Here is a 14,298-nt window from a genome sequence, read left to right as displayed (position 1 = left end):
CGGGGGGCCCTGTCCCGGGCCCCCCGCGCCCTGTTGTGCGGCGCGCGCCGCCCGCTCAGGCATCGCCGAGCTCCGGCCGCGGCGCCCGGCTCAGGCGGCGCGCAGCAGCTCGGCGGCGCGTTCCGGGGCGATGTCGTTGATGAACACACCCATGCCGGACTCCGACCCGGCCAGGTACTTCAGCTTGTCCTTGGCCCGCCGGATGCTGAACAGCTGAAGGTGCAGGTGGCCCAGTTCCCGGTCGATCCGTACCGGCGCCTGGTGCCAGGCCGCGATGTACGGCATGGGCAGGTCGAACAGCCCGTCGAAGCGGCGCAGCAGGTCCAGGTAGAGCGGCCCGAAGGCGTCCCGCTCGGCGTCGTCGAGCGCCGGGATGTCCGGCACCGGCCGGTGCGGCGCCACGTGCACCTCGAACGGCCAGCGGGCCGCCGCCGGGACGTACGCGGTCCAGTGCTCGTTGCTCGCCACCACCCGCTCCCCGGTGGCCCGTTCCGCGGCCAGCACGTCGGCGTAGAGGTTGCCCCCGGTGCGGTCGGCGTACCGCCGGGCGGCGGCCAGCATGCTCCGGGTGCGCGGCGTGACGAACGGGTACGCGTAGATCTGCCCGTGCGGGTGGTGCAGCGTCACCCCGATCTCCACGCCCCGGTTCTCGAACGGGAAGACCTGCTCCACACCGGGCAGCGCGCTCAACGCGGTGGTGCGGTCGGCGAGCGCGTCCAGCACCGTCCGCACCCGGCGCGGGGAGAGCCGGGCGAACGAGGCGTTGTGGTCGTCGGTGAAGCAGACCACCTCGCACCTGCCGCGCCCGGGGCGTACCAGTGTGAACGGCGTGATCTCGGCCGGTTCGTCGGCCACCCGCTGGCTCAGCGAGGGGAACCGGTTCTCGAACACCACCACGTCGTAGTCGGGCGCCGGGATCTCGCTGTGCCGCTCGCCCCGGGACGGGCACAGCGGGCACTGGTCGGCCGGGGGCAGGAACGTGCGGGTCTGCCGGTGCACCGCCACCGCCACCCACTCGTCGGTCAGCGGGTCGTACCGCAGCTGCGAGGCGGGTGGGGGAGGGGGCAGATCCCGCCGGTCCGGCTGGTCGCGGACCGCGTCGTCCCGCTCGTCGAAGTAGATCAGCTCGCGGCCGTCGGCCAGCGCGATCTGCGTACGCTTCACTCCGCCCCCCTCGTCGTGGGCACCGTCACCAGCTCGCCCACCCTGTCGTCGAGTACCCGTCGGGCCTCGGGTGCCAACCGGTCGTCGGTGACCAGCACGTCCGCCGCGTCCAGCGGCACGATCGACGAGATGCCGACGGTGCCCCACTTGGTGTGGTCGGCGAGCACCACAAGCCCGTCCGCCGCTGCCACGAGTGCCCGGTTCGTGTCCGCCTCCATCAGGTTGGGCGTGGTGAAACCGGCCCGTTCGCTGATCCCGTGCACGCCGAGGAAGAGCAGGTCCAGGTGCAGCGCGGCGATCGCGGCCACGGCGAGCGGGCCGACGAGCGCGTCCGACGGCGTGCGGACGCCGCCGGTGAGCACCACCGTCTGGTCCGGCCGGCCACCGACGTGCAGGGCCTCCGCCACCGGCAGCGAGTTGGTGACCACCGTCAGGCCGGGCACGTCCACCAGCCGCCGGGCCAGCTCGGCGGTGGTGGTGCCGGCGGAGAGCGCGATCGCGGCGCCGGGCCGGACCAGCCCCGCGGCGTAGTCGGCGATGGCGGCCTTCTCGGCGGACTGGCGGACGGACTTGGCGTGGAAGCCGGGCTCGTCGGTCGAGCCGGGGCCGGCGGGTGTCGCGCCCCCGTGCACCTTGGCGAGCAGGCCCTGCTCGTGCAGCGTGTCCAGGTCGCGCCGGATGGTCATGTCGGAGACGCCGAACTCGGCCGCCAGCTCGGTGACCCGGACGCCACCGGCGCGGCGCAGTCGTTCCAGGATGGCGGTCTGCCGCTGCCGCGCCAGCATCCCCGGCCCACCTCCGCGCCTCACCGACCACGCGGGCACTCCACGCGGTCGAACGTGTTCCAACAAAGACGAACACTACCGCGCAGCGAGGGGTGATGCGAGGCCGCCGCCGTCCGAAGCCGGACGACGGCGGTCGAGGTGCTCGCAGGCCGGGACGGGCCCGGCGGTGAGACGGTCAGGCGGGCTGGAGGCGGGGCTCCACCCAGCCGGTCTCGGTCAGGTGCTCCATCACCTTCCCGATGGCCTCCTCGACGCTCAGGTCCGAGGTGTCCACCACCAGGTCGGCGTCGGTGGGTTCCTCGTACGGGTCGTCGATGCCGGTCATCCCGGTGATCAGGCCGGCCCGGGCGCGGGCGTACAGGCCCTTGCGGTCGCGCTGCTCACAGACCGCCAGCGGCGTCGCCACGTGGACCAGCAGGAAGCCCGCCCCAGCCGTCTCGGCCATCTCCCGGGCGGTGGCGCGGGCCGCCGCGTACGGCGCGATCGGGCAGCAGATGCCGACGCCCCGGTGCCGGGCGATCTCGGCGGCCACCCAGCCGATCCGGCGCACGTTGAGATCCCGGTCGGCCTTGCTGAACCCCAGCCCGGCGGAGAGTTCCCGCCGTACCACGTCGCCGTCGAGCAGCGTGATCGTGCGGTCGCCCTGCTCGCGGAGCACGTCGGCCAGCCCGCGGGCGATCGTCGACTTGCCGGAGCCGGACAGGCCGGTCAGGAAGATCACCAGGCCCCGGTGCCGTCGCGGCGGGCGGGCCCGGGTCAGTTCCTTCGCCACCGCCGGCGGGGTGTGCCACTCGGGCAGCGGGAAACCGCGGTCCAGCAGGTCGTCGATCTCGCGCGTGCTCAGCGCCAGCCGCCGGTTGCGCGGCGGGATGTCCTCGCGCCAGCGCCACTGCCCGTCCCGGTTGTCGTAGGCCAGCTCGCGGGGCACCAGCACGCGCAGGCCGGCGCCGGAGAGCATGCCCTCGGTGGAGAGCAGGTGGGTCACCCCGTACGCGGCGGCGACCCGGGCCCGCAGCAGCGCGTCGCTGATCTCGTCGCGCCGCCGGGCCAGCGGCACCGCCACGAGCGTCGCCGGGGGCATCCGGTCGCGGGCGGCGAACACGCTGCGCACCAGCGACTCGGCCGGCAGGCCGCCGATCGACTCCTCGCCCACCGGGATCATCACCAGCAGGTGCGAGCCGAGCGTACGGGCCGCGTGCGCGATCTGCGCCAGCTGCGGCCGGTGCAGCGGGCGGTCGGCGAACACGCCGAGCACCCGGCCCGGCGGCAGCAGGCCGCGTACCTCGTCGGGGCCGCGCCGCAGCCGCTGGAACGGCCCGTGGCCGCCGTCGCCCAGTCGGCGCACCGCGCCGCCGACACCCACCATGCCCTCGCGGCCCGGCCAGACGTCGGTCACGTCCATCGCCGCCACCGGCGCGCCCTCACCGTCGGTGAGCACCACCGCACGGCGGGCCGGGTCGGCCGGGTCCAGCCCGTCGGCGAGCGCCGCCGGCACCTGGAGCGTCACCGGCACCGGCCACGGCGTGCCGTCGGCCAGCCGGCCGCGCCGGTTCAGCGAGGCCAGGTCGGCCCGGCTCATGAAACCGGTGAGCGGCGCGTACGCCCCGCTCAGCAACAACTGGAGATCGGCCAGTTCAGCGGGCCTGGGCGCGTACGACGGCGCATCCCGCAGAACGTCCTCGGGCAGCAGCCACCCGTTGCTCATCGAACCCCCAACTCACCGGCCGGCACACAGTTTCGCAGCCCACCGGCGATCGGTCGAGAGCGCCACCCGGCCTCCCGGTGATCGCGTGTCCGGCGACCGCGCCGAGGACGAACCGGGGTCACCGAATCCTTACCGGCGGGCGGCGGCCGGTCGATCCTGCGAACGGCTGCCGGCGCGCGCCGACCGGCCGAGCGCGCGGTCCCGTATCCGACGGACCGCGCGGCGGAGACGGGACCGCAGCCGGCGCGAGTCCTCCACCCGGGGCACGCCGCCGTCGGCCGCGCAGCGCACCACGAGCGGCAGGCGGGCGTCCAGCGCCCACCCGGCCTGGATCACCCGGGCCCGGACCTCCCAGGTGCCCCGGCTCACCAGCCGGTCCGCACCGTCGTTCATGTCGCCCCGCCGAGTCGGCCGCACACCGTGGCAGCATCCCGGAGCGGTCGCCACCCCGCCACCCCGTTCCCGCCACCTAGGGGCTGCGGCGGCCGAGGATCAGGGGATCGCAGGGGTCGGGAAGGGCTCCGGGCCAGCGCCGGAGTTCTACGCTGAACGGCGTGACACTGCTCGCGACCGAGTCGCTGACCAAGACGTACGGAGGCCGGGTCACCGCGTTGGCCGACCTCACCGTGTCGGTCGAGCCGGGGATCATCGGGCTGGTGGGCGCGAACGGCGCCGGCAAGTCCACTCTGATCAAGATCCTGCTGGGTCTGCTCCCGCCGACCAGCGGCCGGGTACAGGTGCTCGGCCTCGACCCCACCACCGACCCGGCAGCGGTCCGCGCCCGGGTCGGCTACATGCCCGAGCACGACGCCCTCCCGCCCGACCTGTCCGCCGCCGAGCTGGTCACCCACCTGGGCCGGATCAGCGGGCTGCCGCGCACCGTCGCCCGGGAACGGGCCTCCGAGGCGCTGCGCCACGTCGGTCTGCACGAGGAGCGGCACCGGGCCGTCGGTGGCTACTCCACCGGCATGAAGCAGCGGGTCAAGCTCGCCCAGGCGCTCGTACACGATCCCGATCTGCTGCTGCTCGACGAGCCGACCAACGGCCTCGACCCGGCCGGCCGGGACGCCATGCTCGCGCTGATCCACCGGATCGGCACCGAGTTCGGCATCTCGGTGGTGGTCTGCTCGCACCTGCTCGGCGAGGTGGAGCGGATCTGCGACACGCTCGTCGCCATCGACGGCGGCCGGCTGCTGCGCGCCGACCGGGTGTCCGCCATGACCACCGCCACCGACGTGCTCGCCGTCGAGGTGAGCGAGGGCACCGAGGAACTGGCCGCCCGGCTCGCCGCGCTCGACCTGCCGGTGACCCGCGACGGGCGGCTGCTGCTCGTCCCGCTCGCCGACGACGCCACCTACGACCAGATCCTCGGCGCGGTCGCCGAGCTGGACCTGCCGCTGCACCGGCTGGACCAGCGGCGGCACCGGGTGGCCGAACTCTTCGCCGCGAGGGAGCCCAGCCATGTCTGACGCGACCGGGGTCATCCACGACATCGGCTACCAGCGCTACACCGGCCCGCGGCTCGGCCGCCGGCAGGTGTTCGGCGCGCTCTACCTGCACGGCGTGCGTACCGTCTTCGGGCTCGGCCGCAGCGCCAAGGCCAAGATCTTCCCATGGCTGGTCGTCTCCGTGGTCACCGTGGTGGCCGCCGGGGTCACCGCGGTACGCAGCCAGATCGGCGAGGTGGTGATGACGTACGCCCAGTTCGCCGACGCGATGAGCTGGCTGGTCATCTTCTTCGCCGCGGTGGCCGCGCCCGAGCTGGTCTCCCGCGACCTGCGCAGCGGCGTGCTGCCGCTGTACTTCTCCCGGCCGCTGCCGCGCGGCGACTACGCGCTGTCCAAGCTGCTGGCGCTCGTCACCGCGCTGTGGCTGCTGCTCGGCGGCCCGCAGCTGGTGATGTTCCTCGGCGCCGCGTTCACCACGAAGCGGGGTATCGGCGGGGTGTGGGACGAGCTGCTCGACCTGCTGCCCGGCCTGCTCTACGCCGGGCTCTGGGCGGTGGTGTTCGCCTCGATCGCCCTGCTGGTCGCCTCGCTCACCGGCAAGCGCGCGTTCGCCGCCGGCGGCATCGTGGCGGTCTTCCTGATGACCACGCCGGTGGTCGGCGTGCTGTCCATCCTGCCCTCGCAGACGATCAACGAGCTGGCCTTCGTGGCCTCCCCGCCGACGCTCGTCGGCGGCGTGGGCAACTGGGCGCTCGGCGACCGGCTGACCCAGGGGCGGGGCGGCATGCCGATCGGCGACTTCGGACCGGTCTACGCCGTGGCCGCCGTGCTGCTGGTCGCCGCCTGCGTCAGCCTGCTGCTCCTGCGATACCGGAAGGTGGCCGCCCGATGACGGCGATCAGCACCCAGTCGACGGCCGGCGCGCCCGCTGCCGCGACGAGCACGCTCGACCTGGCGGGCGTCTCCCGCTGGTACGGCAACGTGGTGGCGGTCAACGACGTCACCATGCGGCTCGGCCCCGGCGTGACCGGCCTGCTCGGTCCCAACGGCGCCGGGAAGACCACGCTGCTGCACATGATGGCGGGCTTCCTGTCCCCGTCGCGCGGCACCGTGACGCTGGACGGGGAGCCGACCTGGCGCAACCCCGCCGTCTACCGGCGACTCGGCCTGGTCAGCGAGCGCGAGGCGGTGCACACGTTCCTCAGCGCGTACGAGTTCGTGCTCGCCAGCGCGAAGCTGCACCGGCTGCCCGACCCGGAGGCCGCCGCCCGGCGGGCGATCGAGCTGGTCGAGATGGAGGACGCGCAGAACCGCCGGATCGGCACCTACTCCAAGGGCATGCGGCAGCGCACCCGCGTCGCCGCCGCGCTCGTGCACGACCCGCAGGTGCTGCTGCTCGACGAGCCGTTCAACGGGATGGACCCGCGCCAGCGGCTGCACATGATGGCGCTGCTGCACCGGCTCGGCGACGCGGGGCGGACCATCCTGTTCAGCTCGCACATCCTGGAGGAGGTCGAGCAGGTCTCCGGCACGGTCCAGGTGATGGTGGCGGGCCGGCTCGCCGCCTCCGGTGACTACCGGACCATCCGCCGCCTGATGACCAACCGGCCGCACGTGTTCGGAGTGCGCTCCACCGACGACCGGGCGCTGGCGGTGGCGCTGATGGCCGAGGCGTCGGTCTCCGGCGTCGAGCTGGACCGTACCGGCCTGACGGTCAAGGCCGGCGACTACGGCGCGTTCACCCGGGCACTGCCCCGGATCGCGCTCCGGCACGGCATCCGGGTCCGGCAGCTCCTGCCGGAGGACGAGTCGCTGGAGAGCGTCTTCTCGTATCTGGTGGAGGCATGATGTCGACAGTCACCTGGATCACCGCGCGTGGCCTGTTCGGCCGGAGCCGGTTCCTCATGCTGCTGCCGTTGCCGCTGGTCCTGATCGGCCTGGCGGTGCTCTGCCGGTCGCTCGGCGTCGACCCGGGCCAGTGGGGGCCACCGGTGCTCGTCGGCCTCGGCCTCGCCGTGGTGCTGCCGGTCGTGGCGCTGATCGTGGGCACCGGCGTGCTCGGCGCGGAGATCGACGACGGCACCGTCGTGCACATCCTCACCAAGCCGCTGCCGCGCTGGCAGATCGTGCTGCCGAAGCTGGCGGTCGCGGCCGGCGTCACAGCGGTCACCGTCGGCGTCCCGATCTACGTCGCGGGCGTGCTCGCCGATTCGGTACGCCTCGGGCTCGCACTCGTCGCCGCCTCGGCGGCGGGCGCGCTCGCGTACTCGGCGCTGTTCCTGGCGCTCAGCCTGGTGACCCGGCGTCCGGTGCTGCTCGGCCTGGTCTACGTGCTGATCTGGGAGGGGCTGCTGGGCCGGTTCGTCGGCGGCACCCGGGTGCTGTCGATCCAGCAGTGGGTGATCGCCCTGGCCGACCGGATGGCGCCGACGCCGCTGCTCGGCACCACCGTCTCGGTGCCGGTCGCGGCGGTGCTCACCGCCCTGGTCGCGGTCGGGTTCACGGTGCTGGCGATCGACCGCCTGCGCTCGTTCAGCGTGGCCGGCGAGACGAGCTGACCCTCGGGCGGGCGGGCGGCTTCGCGCCGGCCGCCCGCCCGGTCAGAACGCGCGAGGCGAGATCAGCTCGTCAGAACGCGCACGCGATGACCAGCTCGGTGGTGCGGTCGGGCAGCAGGTCCAGCTTCGCGATCCGGCCCGCCGCGCGCAGGTCGCCGGCGACGGTACCGAGCTGGTCGAGCACCGCCGCCGGTCCGAGCGCCTCGGCCAGCGGCACGTCCGCCTTCATCGACAGCTTCCGTTCCGACTTGGCGCGGCGCACCTGACCCAGCGCGTCCGCCGCCAGCCGCAGCAGCTCCGGGTCACCCGGCGCCTGCGTCGCGCGGCCCACCTCGTACGTGGTCGGCCAGGGCGCGCGGTGCACCGACCCGTACCGCCACCACGACCAGATCTCCTCGGTGACGAACGGCAGCACCGGCGCGAACAGGCGCAACTGCACCGACAACGCGGTCGCCAGCGCCGCCCGGGCCGAGTCGGCCGCCGGCCCGGTGCCGTAGGCGCGCTCCTTCACCAACTCGATGTAGTCGTCGCAGAACCGCCAGAAGAACGCCTCGGTGGCCATCAGGGCGGCCGTGTGGTCGTACCCGTCGAAGGCGGTGGTCGCGGTCGCGACCACGCCGGACAGTTCGGCGAGCATCGCGGTGTCCAGTGGCTGGGTCGCCGCGGCCCGCAGCGCGTCGGCGGCGCCCAGCCCGAGCGCGAACCGCGACGCGTTGAGCAGCTTGGTGGCCAGCCGGCGGCCCACCTTGACCTGGGCCGGGTCGAAGGCGAGGTCCATGCCCGGCTTGCCGTTGGCGGCCCAGTAGCGGACCGCGTCGGACCCGTTGCGCTCCAGCAGCGCCATCGGCGTGACCACGTTGCCCTTGGACTTCGACATCTTCTTGCGGTCCGGGTCGAGGATCCAGCCGGAGAGCACCGCCGTGTGCCAGGGCAGCGCGCCGTGCTCCAGGTGGGACCGGGCCACCGTGGCGAACAGCCAGGTGCGGATGATGTCGTGCCCCTGCGGGCGCAGGTCCATCGGGAAGACCCGGGCGAACAGGTCCGGGTCGGTCTCCCAGCCGCCGACGATCTGCGGGGTCAGCGACGAGGTGGCCCAGGTGTCCAGCACGTCCGGGTCGGCGGTGAAACCGCCCGGCTCGCCGCGCTGCGACTCCTCGTACCCGGGCGGCGGCTCGCTCGTCGGATCGATCGGGAGCATCGCCTCGTCCGGTGTGAGAGGGTGGGACCAGTCCGGCTCGCCAACGTCGTCGAGCCGGTACCACACCGGCACCGGCACGCCGAAGAACCGCTGCCGGCTGACCAGCCAGTCACCGGTGAGACCGCCCACCCAGTGCTCGTACCGGTGCCGCATGTGCTCCGGCACCCAGCGCAGCTCCCGGCCCCGGGCCAGCAGTTCCTCGCGCAGGCCGGCGTCCCGGCCGCCGTTGCGCAGATACCACTGCCGGGTCGAGACGATCTCCAGCGGCCGGTCGCCGCGCTCGTAGAACTTCACCGGATGGGTGATCGGCCGCGGCTCGCCCACCAGGTCGCCCGCGTCCGCGAGCAGCTCCACGAGCGTCCGCCGGGCGCCGTTGACCGTCTGCCCGGCCAGCGCCGCGTAGGGCTCCGCCGGCACGCCGGCCGGCGGCTCCGGCAGCAGGCGCCCGTCCCGGCCGATCACCACGCGGGTGTCCAGCCGCAGCTCACGCCACCAGGTCACGTCGTTCAGGTCACCGAACGTGCAGACCATCGCGATGCCCGTGCCCTTGGCCGGGTCCGCCAGCGGGTGCGCCCGCACCGGCACCTCGACCCCGAAGACGGGGGTACGCGCAGCCGCGCCGACCAGGTCCGCGTACCGCTCGTCGTCCGGGTGGCAGACGAGCGCCACGCAGGCCGGCAGCAGCTCCGGCCGGGTGGTGTCGATCAGCACCTCGCGGCCGTCGGGGCCGGTGAACCGCAGCCGGTGGTACGCGCCCGGCCGCTCCCGGTCCTCCAGTTCCGCCTGCGCGACGGCGGTGCCGTACCCGACGTCCCACAGCGTCGGCGCCTCGGCCTGGTACGCCTCGCCCCGGGCCAGGTTGCGCAGGAATGCGCGCTGGCTGGCCGCGCGGGCCGCCGACCCGATCGTGGTGTACGTCAGCGACCAGTCCACGGACAGTCCGAGCCGCCGCCACAGCGCCTCGAACGCCTTCTCGTCCTCCACCGTGAGCAGCTCGCACAGCTCGATGAAGTTGCGCCGGGAGATCGCCGTCGGGTTCTTCCGGGCCGCGTCGTCCACCGGTGCGGCGGGCGGGCGCCAGTCCCTGTCGTACGGCAGCGCCGGGTCGGGACGCACGCCGTAGACGTTCTGCACCCGGCGTTCGGTGGGCAGCCCGTTGTCGTCCCAGCCCATCGGGTAGAAGACGGTCCGCCCGCGCATCCGCTGGAACCGGGCCACCGTGTCGGTGTGCGTGTACGAGAAGACGTGTCCCATGTGCAGCTCGCCCGACACGGTGGGCGGGGGAGTGTCGATCGCGTATACGTCCGACCGCTCCTTCGTGCGGTCGAACGCGTACGTGCCGTCGGACTGCCAGCGGCGGGCCCAGGTCTCCTCGAGGCCGTCCAGGCTCGGACGCTCGGGGACGCCGCCGCGGGCGCTCCTCGTCGTGTCGGTCATTAGCCGATGGTAGGCAGCCCGCCCGCCCCACTCCACGACTTTCCCCACCCCGCCCCCCGCCGATGTCGATCTTGCACTTGCTGCCCCGGCGTAAGCCGCTTGTCGGGCATCCCGTGGGCACCGAGTGCAAGATCGGCGGGGGTCGAACGGGCTAGAGGAGGGAGTCGCGCCACTGGCGGTGCAGGGCGGCGTAGCGGCCGTCGGCGGCGATCAGCTCGGCCGGTGGTCCGTCCTCCACGATCCGACCGTCGTCGAGCACCAGCACCCGGTCGGCGGTCTCCACCGTGGAGAGCCGGTGGGCGATCACCAGCGCGGTACGGTCCCGCAGCACGTTGTGCAGGGCACGCTGCACCAGCCGTTCGGTCGGCACGTCCAGCGACGAGGTCGCCTCGTCGAGGATCAGCACCCGGGGGTCGGCGAGGAACGCGCGGGCGAACGCGACGAGCTGCCGCTGCCCGGCGGAGAGCCGGCCGCCGCGCCGGTGCACGTCGGTGGCGTACCCGTCGGGCAACGCGGCGATGAAGTCGTGCGCGCCGATCGCCCGCGCGGCCGCGACCACCGCCTCGTCGTCGGCGTCCGGCCGGCCGAATCTGATGTTGTCCGCCACGGAACCGCTGAACAGGTGGGTCTCCTGGGTCACCAGCACCACCGCCCGGCGCAGCTCGGCGTCGGCCAGGTCGCGCAGGTCCACCCCGTCCAACCGGACCGCGCCCGCATCCGGGTCGTGGAAGCGGGCCACCAGCTTCGCGACAGTGGACTTCCCGGCGCCGGTCGGCCCGATCAGCGCCACGGTCTGCCCGGCCGGCACGGTCAGGTCCAGGCCGGACAGGATCGGCGTCTGGCGGCGGTAGCCGAAGTCGACGGCGCGGAACGTGACCGCCCCGCGCGGCGGCCCGGCGGGCAGCGGCACCGGCCGGGCCGGTTCGGCCACCGCCGGGCGCTCGTCCAGCACCCCGGCCAGCTTCTCCAGCGCGGCGGTCGCCGACTGGAGCGAGTTGTAGAACTGGCTCAGCTCCTCCATCGGCTCGAAGAACCGGCGCAGGTAGAGCAGGAACGCGGCGAGCACCCCCACCTCCACGCCGCCGCCCAGCACCCGCCAGCCGCCGTACCCGAGCACCACAGCCGCGGTCAGGTTGCCGATCAGCCGGATGCCCGGCGAGTAGATCGCGATCAGCCGGAACGCGCGCAGGCTGGAACGCCGGTAGTCGTCGTTCACCGCGCCGAAGATGTGGTCGTTGCGGTCCTCCCGCCGGTACGCCTGCACGGCCCGGATGCCGCGCAGCGACTCGACGAAGTGCACGATGACCAGCGCCACCGCCTCCCGGGTGCGCCGGTACGCCCCGGCCGACGCGCGGGCGAACCAGCGCGACAGCACGAACAGGAACGGGAACGCGAGCAGCGTCACCGCCGCCAGTGGCAGGTCCAGCCAGAGCAGGATGCCGGCCACGGACAGCACCGACAGCCCGGCCATCACCAGCTTGTCGATGCCGCCGTCGACCAGCTCGGCGATCGACTCCAGGTCACTGGTCAGCCGGGACACCATCCGGCCGGACGTGTAGCGCTCGTGGAACCCGACGTCGAGGCGGAGGAAGTGCCCGTACACCCGGCGGCGCAGGTCGAGCAGGACGGCCTGGCCGATCCGGGCGGCGAGGGTGAGGAACGCGCGCCGGGCCGCGTACTCCACGGCGGTCGCGACCACGAACGCGGCGGCGACAGCGATCAGCGGGCCGGGATCACCGGCCCGCAGCGGCCCGATGCCCCGGTCGATGCCGAGCATGACCAGGTACGGCCCGGACATCGCGGCGGCGTTCTGGGCCAGCAGCAACGCCACCGCCAGCCCGAGCGCACGCCGGTGCGGGCGCAGCAGCCGCCGCAGCAGGACCCGGCTGCGCGCACGCAGCCGGGTCACCGCCGCCGGGGACGAGTCCTCGGCGCGGCTGCGGTCGGCGTCCGGGTCGGTGGCCCGCCCCCGCCAGCGCGACAGGTCCGCGTCCGGAGCGGTGCCGCCCGGCCCGGTCGTCGCGTGACCGTCCGGATCGGTCGTCGAGCGGCCGGCCGGTGCGCCCGGGTCGCCGCGGTTGCGCGCGCCGGTCGTTCCGTTGCCGTTCGGCGCGTCGCGGGGCCGGGGCACCCGCGGCGCGCGGCCGGTCACGAGCGCACCAGGCCGACGCCGTCGCTCCGTCGCTCCGGCTCGGCGGACAGCACCGCCCGGTAAGCAGGTACGCGGGCCAGCAGCTCCGAGTGGGTGCCGACGGCGACGATCCGGCCGTCGTCGAGCAACGCCACCCGGTCCGCCAGTGCCACTGTCGAGGGGCGGTGCGCCACCAGCAGGGTGGTGGTGGCGGTGTCCCGCAGCACCCGGCGCAGGGCCGCCTCGACGAGTGCCTCGGTGTGCACGTCCAGCGCGGAGAGCGGGTCGTCGAGCACCAGCACCGCGGGCCGGCCGAGCACCGCACGTGCCAGCGCGAGGCGCTGCCGCTGCCCGCCGGACAGCGACAGCCCCTGCTCGCCGACCCGGGTGGCGAGCCCCCACGGCAGCTCGTACGCGAACTCCGCCTGGGCCAGCGTCAGCGCGGCCCGGACCTCGTCTTCGCTCGCGTCCGGACGGCCCAGGGTGAGGTTCTCCCAGACCGACATGGAGAACAGCGTCGGCTCCTCGAACGCCACGGCGACCATCCGGCGCAACGACTCCAGCCGCAGGTCACGCACGTCGTGCCCGTCGATCGTGATCCGGCCGCGCGTGACCTCGTGCAGCCGGGGGACGAGGGACAGCAGCGTGCTCTTGCCGCAGCCGGTGGCGCCGACCAGCGCCATCGTCTCGCCCGGCTCGACGGTCAGGTCCAGGTCGCGCAGCACCGGTGCGGAGGTGCCGGGGTAGCGGAAGCCGACCCCCTCGAAGCGGAGCCGGCCGCGTACCTCGCCCCGGTCGAGCGGCCGGGCGTGCGGTGCGTCCACGATGGTCGGCGGCGTGTCCAGGACCTCCTGGATCCGGTCGGCGGCGGTCGCGGCCTCCTGGCCGTTGGCGATGATCCAGCCCAGCGACTGCACCGGCCAGATCAGCATGAGCTGGAGACTGACGAACGCGACCAGCTCACCGATGGACAGCGCGCCCTCGGCGACCGCTGCCGCGCCGGCCACCAGGACCGCGCCGAGCGTCAGGTTGGGCACCAGGTCGAACATCGCGGAGGTGCGGGCCAGCAGCCGGGCCTTGCCGATTCCGGTGTCGTGCAGCCGGCGTGCGCCGACGGCGAACCGGGCCGCCAGTTCCGGCCCGCGCCCGTAGGCCCGCATGGTGCGCAACCCCAGCGCCGTCTCCTCGACCAGCGTGGCGACATCGCCCTGCTGGTCCTGCATCCGGCGCGACGCCGCGTGGTAGTGGCGCGCGAAGCGGCGGCTGATCAGGAACAGCGGTACGGCGCTCGCCGCGACCAGCAGCCCCAGCCACAGGTGCAGCCGGATCAGCAGCGCCACCACCGCCGCGTAGGTGACCAGGTTGAGCACCAGGAACAGCAGCCCGAAGGAGAGGAACCGCCGGATCACCGAGAGGTCGCTGGTGATCCGGGACAGCAACTGGCCGGACTGCCAGCGGTCGTGGAAGCCCGCCGGAAGCCGTTGCAGGTGGGCGTAGATGTCGGCGCGGATGGCGGCCTCCATGCCTACCGAGGACGACGACTGCGTCCAGCGGCGGATGAAGATGAGGACCGCCTCGGCCACGCCGAGCAGCAGCGCCAGGACGCCGAGCCGCAGCAGCCCGGCCTCGTCGTGCCGGGCCACCGGCCCGTCGACGACCCGCTGCACCACGAGCGGAACGGCCAGGCTCGCAGCGGTGGCGGCCAGCGCCGCGACCAGCAGCCAGGCGAACTCCATCGCGTACGGGCGCAGGTAGGGCCGCAGCCGCCAGAGGTTGCGCAGCGGCTGGGACCGGGCGCCGGTATGCGCCGCGGGGTTGCCGTCGCTGGACGCGGGCACTACCCGACGGTAGCGGCCGGGGGTGACAGTCCGG

11 protein-coding genes are annotated in these 14,298 nt (G+C 74.1%); 4 read left to right on the top strand and 7 right to left on the bottom strand.

From position 1 onward, the window contains the following. Positions 1-90: 90 nt before the first annotated feature. From galT to ACN27D_RS09220, 4 genes are all read right to left on the bottom strand, one after another. Positions 91-1,164 (bottom strand): galactose-1-phosphate uridylyltransferase, encoded by a 1,074-nt coding sequence (gene galT, locus ACN27D_RS09235; RefSeq protein ID WP_421498917.1) that lies wholly within the window; start codon positions 1,162-1,164, stop codon positions 91-93. Then, the gene (locus tag ACN27D_RS09230; protein ID WP_121686227.1) at positions 1,161-1,949 is read right to left on the bottom strand and encodes a DeoR/GlpR family DNA-binding transcription regulator; all 789 of its coding nucleotides are present in this window, start codon (positions 1,947-1,949) and stop codon (positions 1,161-1,163) included. The genes galT and ACN27D_RS09230 overlap by 4 nt, the downstream gene beginning before the upstream one ends. 175 nt (positions 1,950-2,124) lie before the next feature. Further along, positions 2,125-3,654, bottom strand: coding sequence for an adenylyl-sulfate kinase (gene cysC / locus ACN27D_RS09225; protein ID WP_120573192.1), 1,530 nt, complete (start codon positions 3,652-3,654; stop codon positions 2,125-2,127). Between the two features lie 129 nt (positions 3,655-3,783). Then, positions 3,784-4,047: a hypothetical protein gene (locus tag ACN27D_RS09220; RefSeq protein ID WP_421498916.1), complete on the bottom strand. Its 264-nt coding sequence runs from the start codon at positions 4,045-4,047 to the stop codon at positions 3,784-3,786. 161 nt (positions 4,048-4,208) lie between these two features. Between ACN27D_RS09220 and ACN27D_RS09215 the strand changes: the two genes are divergently transcribed. The 4 genes from ACN27D_RS09215 to ACN27D_RS09200 are packed head-to-tail and all read left to right on the top strand — an operon-like array spanning position 4,209 to position 7,660. Continuing rightward, positions 4,209-5,123 (top strand): ABC transporter ATP-binding protein, encoded by a 915-nt coding sequence (locus tag ACN27D_RS09215; protein WP_091426126.1) that lies wholly within the window; start codon positions 4,209-4,211, stop codon positions 5,121-5,123. After that, entirely contained in the window at positions 5,116-5,994 is an 879-nt protein-coding gene (locus tag ACN27D_RS09210) for an ABC transporter permease (protein WP_121686229.1), read from the top strand. The genes ACN27D_RS09215 and ACN27D_RS09210 overlap by 8 nt, the downstream gene beginning before the upstream one ends. After that, entirely contained in the window at positions 5,991-6,950 is a 960-nt protein-coding gene (locus ACN27D_RS09205) for an ABC transporter ATP-binding protein (protein ID WP_121686230.1), read from the top strand. The genes ACN27D_RS09210 and ACN27D_RS09205 overlap by 4 nt, the downstream gene beginning before the upstream one ends. Beyond that, a complete protein-coding gene (locus ACN27D_RS09200; RefSeq protein WP_013288490.1) occupies positions 6,950-7,660 on the top strand; it encodes an ABC transporter permease subunit in 711 nt (236 codons plus the stop codon). Before ACN27D_RS09205 ends, ACN27D_RS09200 begins: the two co-directional genes overlap by 1 nt. Before the next feature lie 70 nt (positions 7,661-7,730). Here the strand turns inward: ACN27D_RS09200 and valS are convergent, their stop codons facing one another. The 3 genes from valS to ACN27D_RS09185 form a co-directional block, all read right to left on the bottom strand. Beyond that, positions 7,731-10,295 carry a valine--tRNA ligase gene (valS, locus tag ACN27D_RS09195; RefSeq protein WP_421498915.1) on the bottom strand — a complete coding sequence of 855 codons (2,565 nt, stop codon included), beginning with the start codon at positions 10,293-10,295 and terminating at the stop codon, positions 7,731-7,733. Positions 10,296-10,446: 151 nt separating this feature from the next. Further along, positions 10,447-12,426: an ABC transporter ATP-binding protein gene (locus tag ACN27D_RS09190; protein ID WP_421501125.1), complete on the bottom strand. Its 1,980-nt coding sequence runs from the start codon at positions 12,424-12,426 to the stop codon at positions 10,447-10,449. Between the two features lie 17 nt (positions 12,427-12,443). Then, positions 12,444-14,264 carry an ABC transporter ATP-binding protein gene (locus tag ACN27D_RS09185; RefSeq protein ID WP_358175545.1) on the bottom strand — a complete coding sequence of 607 codons (1,821 nt, stop codon included), beginning with the start codon at positions 14,262-14,264 and terminating at the stop codon, positions 12,444-12,446. Positions 14,265-14,298: the final 34 nt, after the last annotated feature.

The organism is Micromonospora sp. WMMD1274 (assembly GCF_049179035.1).
Taxonomy (GTDB): Bacteria; Actinomycetota; Actinomycetes; order Mycobacteriales; family Micromonosporaceae; genus Micromonospora; species Micromonospora tulbaghiae.
The sequence above is the reverse complement of the archived record's forward strand: the minus strand, read 5'-3'. Positions and strand labels throughout refer to the sequence as shown.

Coding starts and splice junctions, on each gene's coding strand:
- ACN27D_RS09230 (WP_121686227.1), bottom strand. CDS start 1,949: ATGCTGGCGCGGCAGCGGCAGACCGCCATCCTGGAACGACTGCGCCGC.
- valS (WP_421498915.1), bottom strand. CDS start 10,295: ATGACCGACACGACGAGGAGCGCCCGCGGCGGCGTCCCCGAGCGTCCG.
- ACN27D_RS09210 (WP_121686229.1), top strand. CDS start 5,116: ATGTCTGACGCGACCGGGGTCATCCACGACATCGGCTACCAGCGCTAC.
- ACN27D_RS09200 (WP_013288490.1), top strand. CDS start 6,950: ATGTCGACAGTCACCTGGATCACCGCGCGTGGCCTGTTCGGCCGGAGC.
- cysC (WP_120573192.1), bottom strand. CDS start 3,654: ATGAGCAACGGGTGGCTGCTGCCCGAGGACGTTCTGCGGGATGCGCCG.
- ACN27D_RS09220 (WP_421498916.1), bottom strand. CDS start 4,047: ATGAACGACGGTGCGGACCGGCTGGTGAGCCGGGGCACCTGGGAGGTC.
- ACN27D_RS09205 (WP_121686230.1), top strand. CDS start 5,991: ATGACGGCGATCAGCACCCAGTCGACGGCCGGCGCGCCCGCTGCCGCG.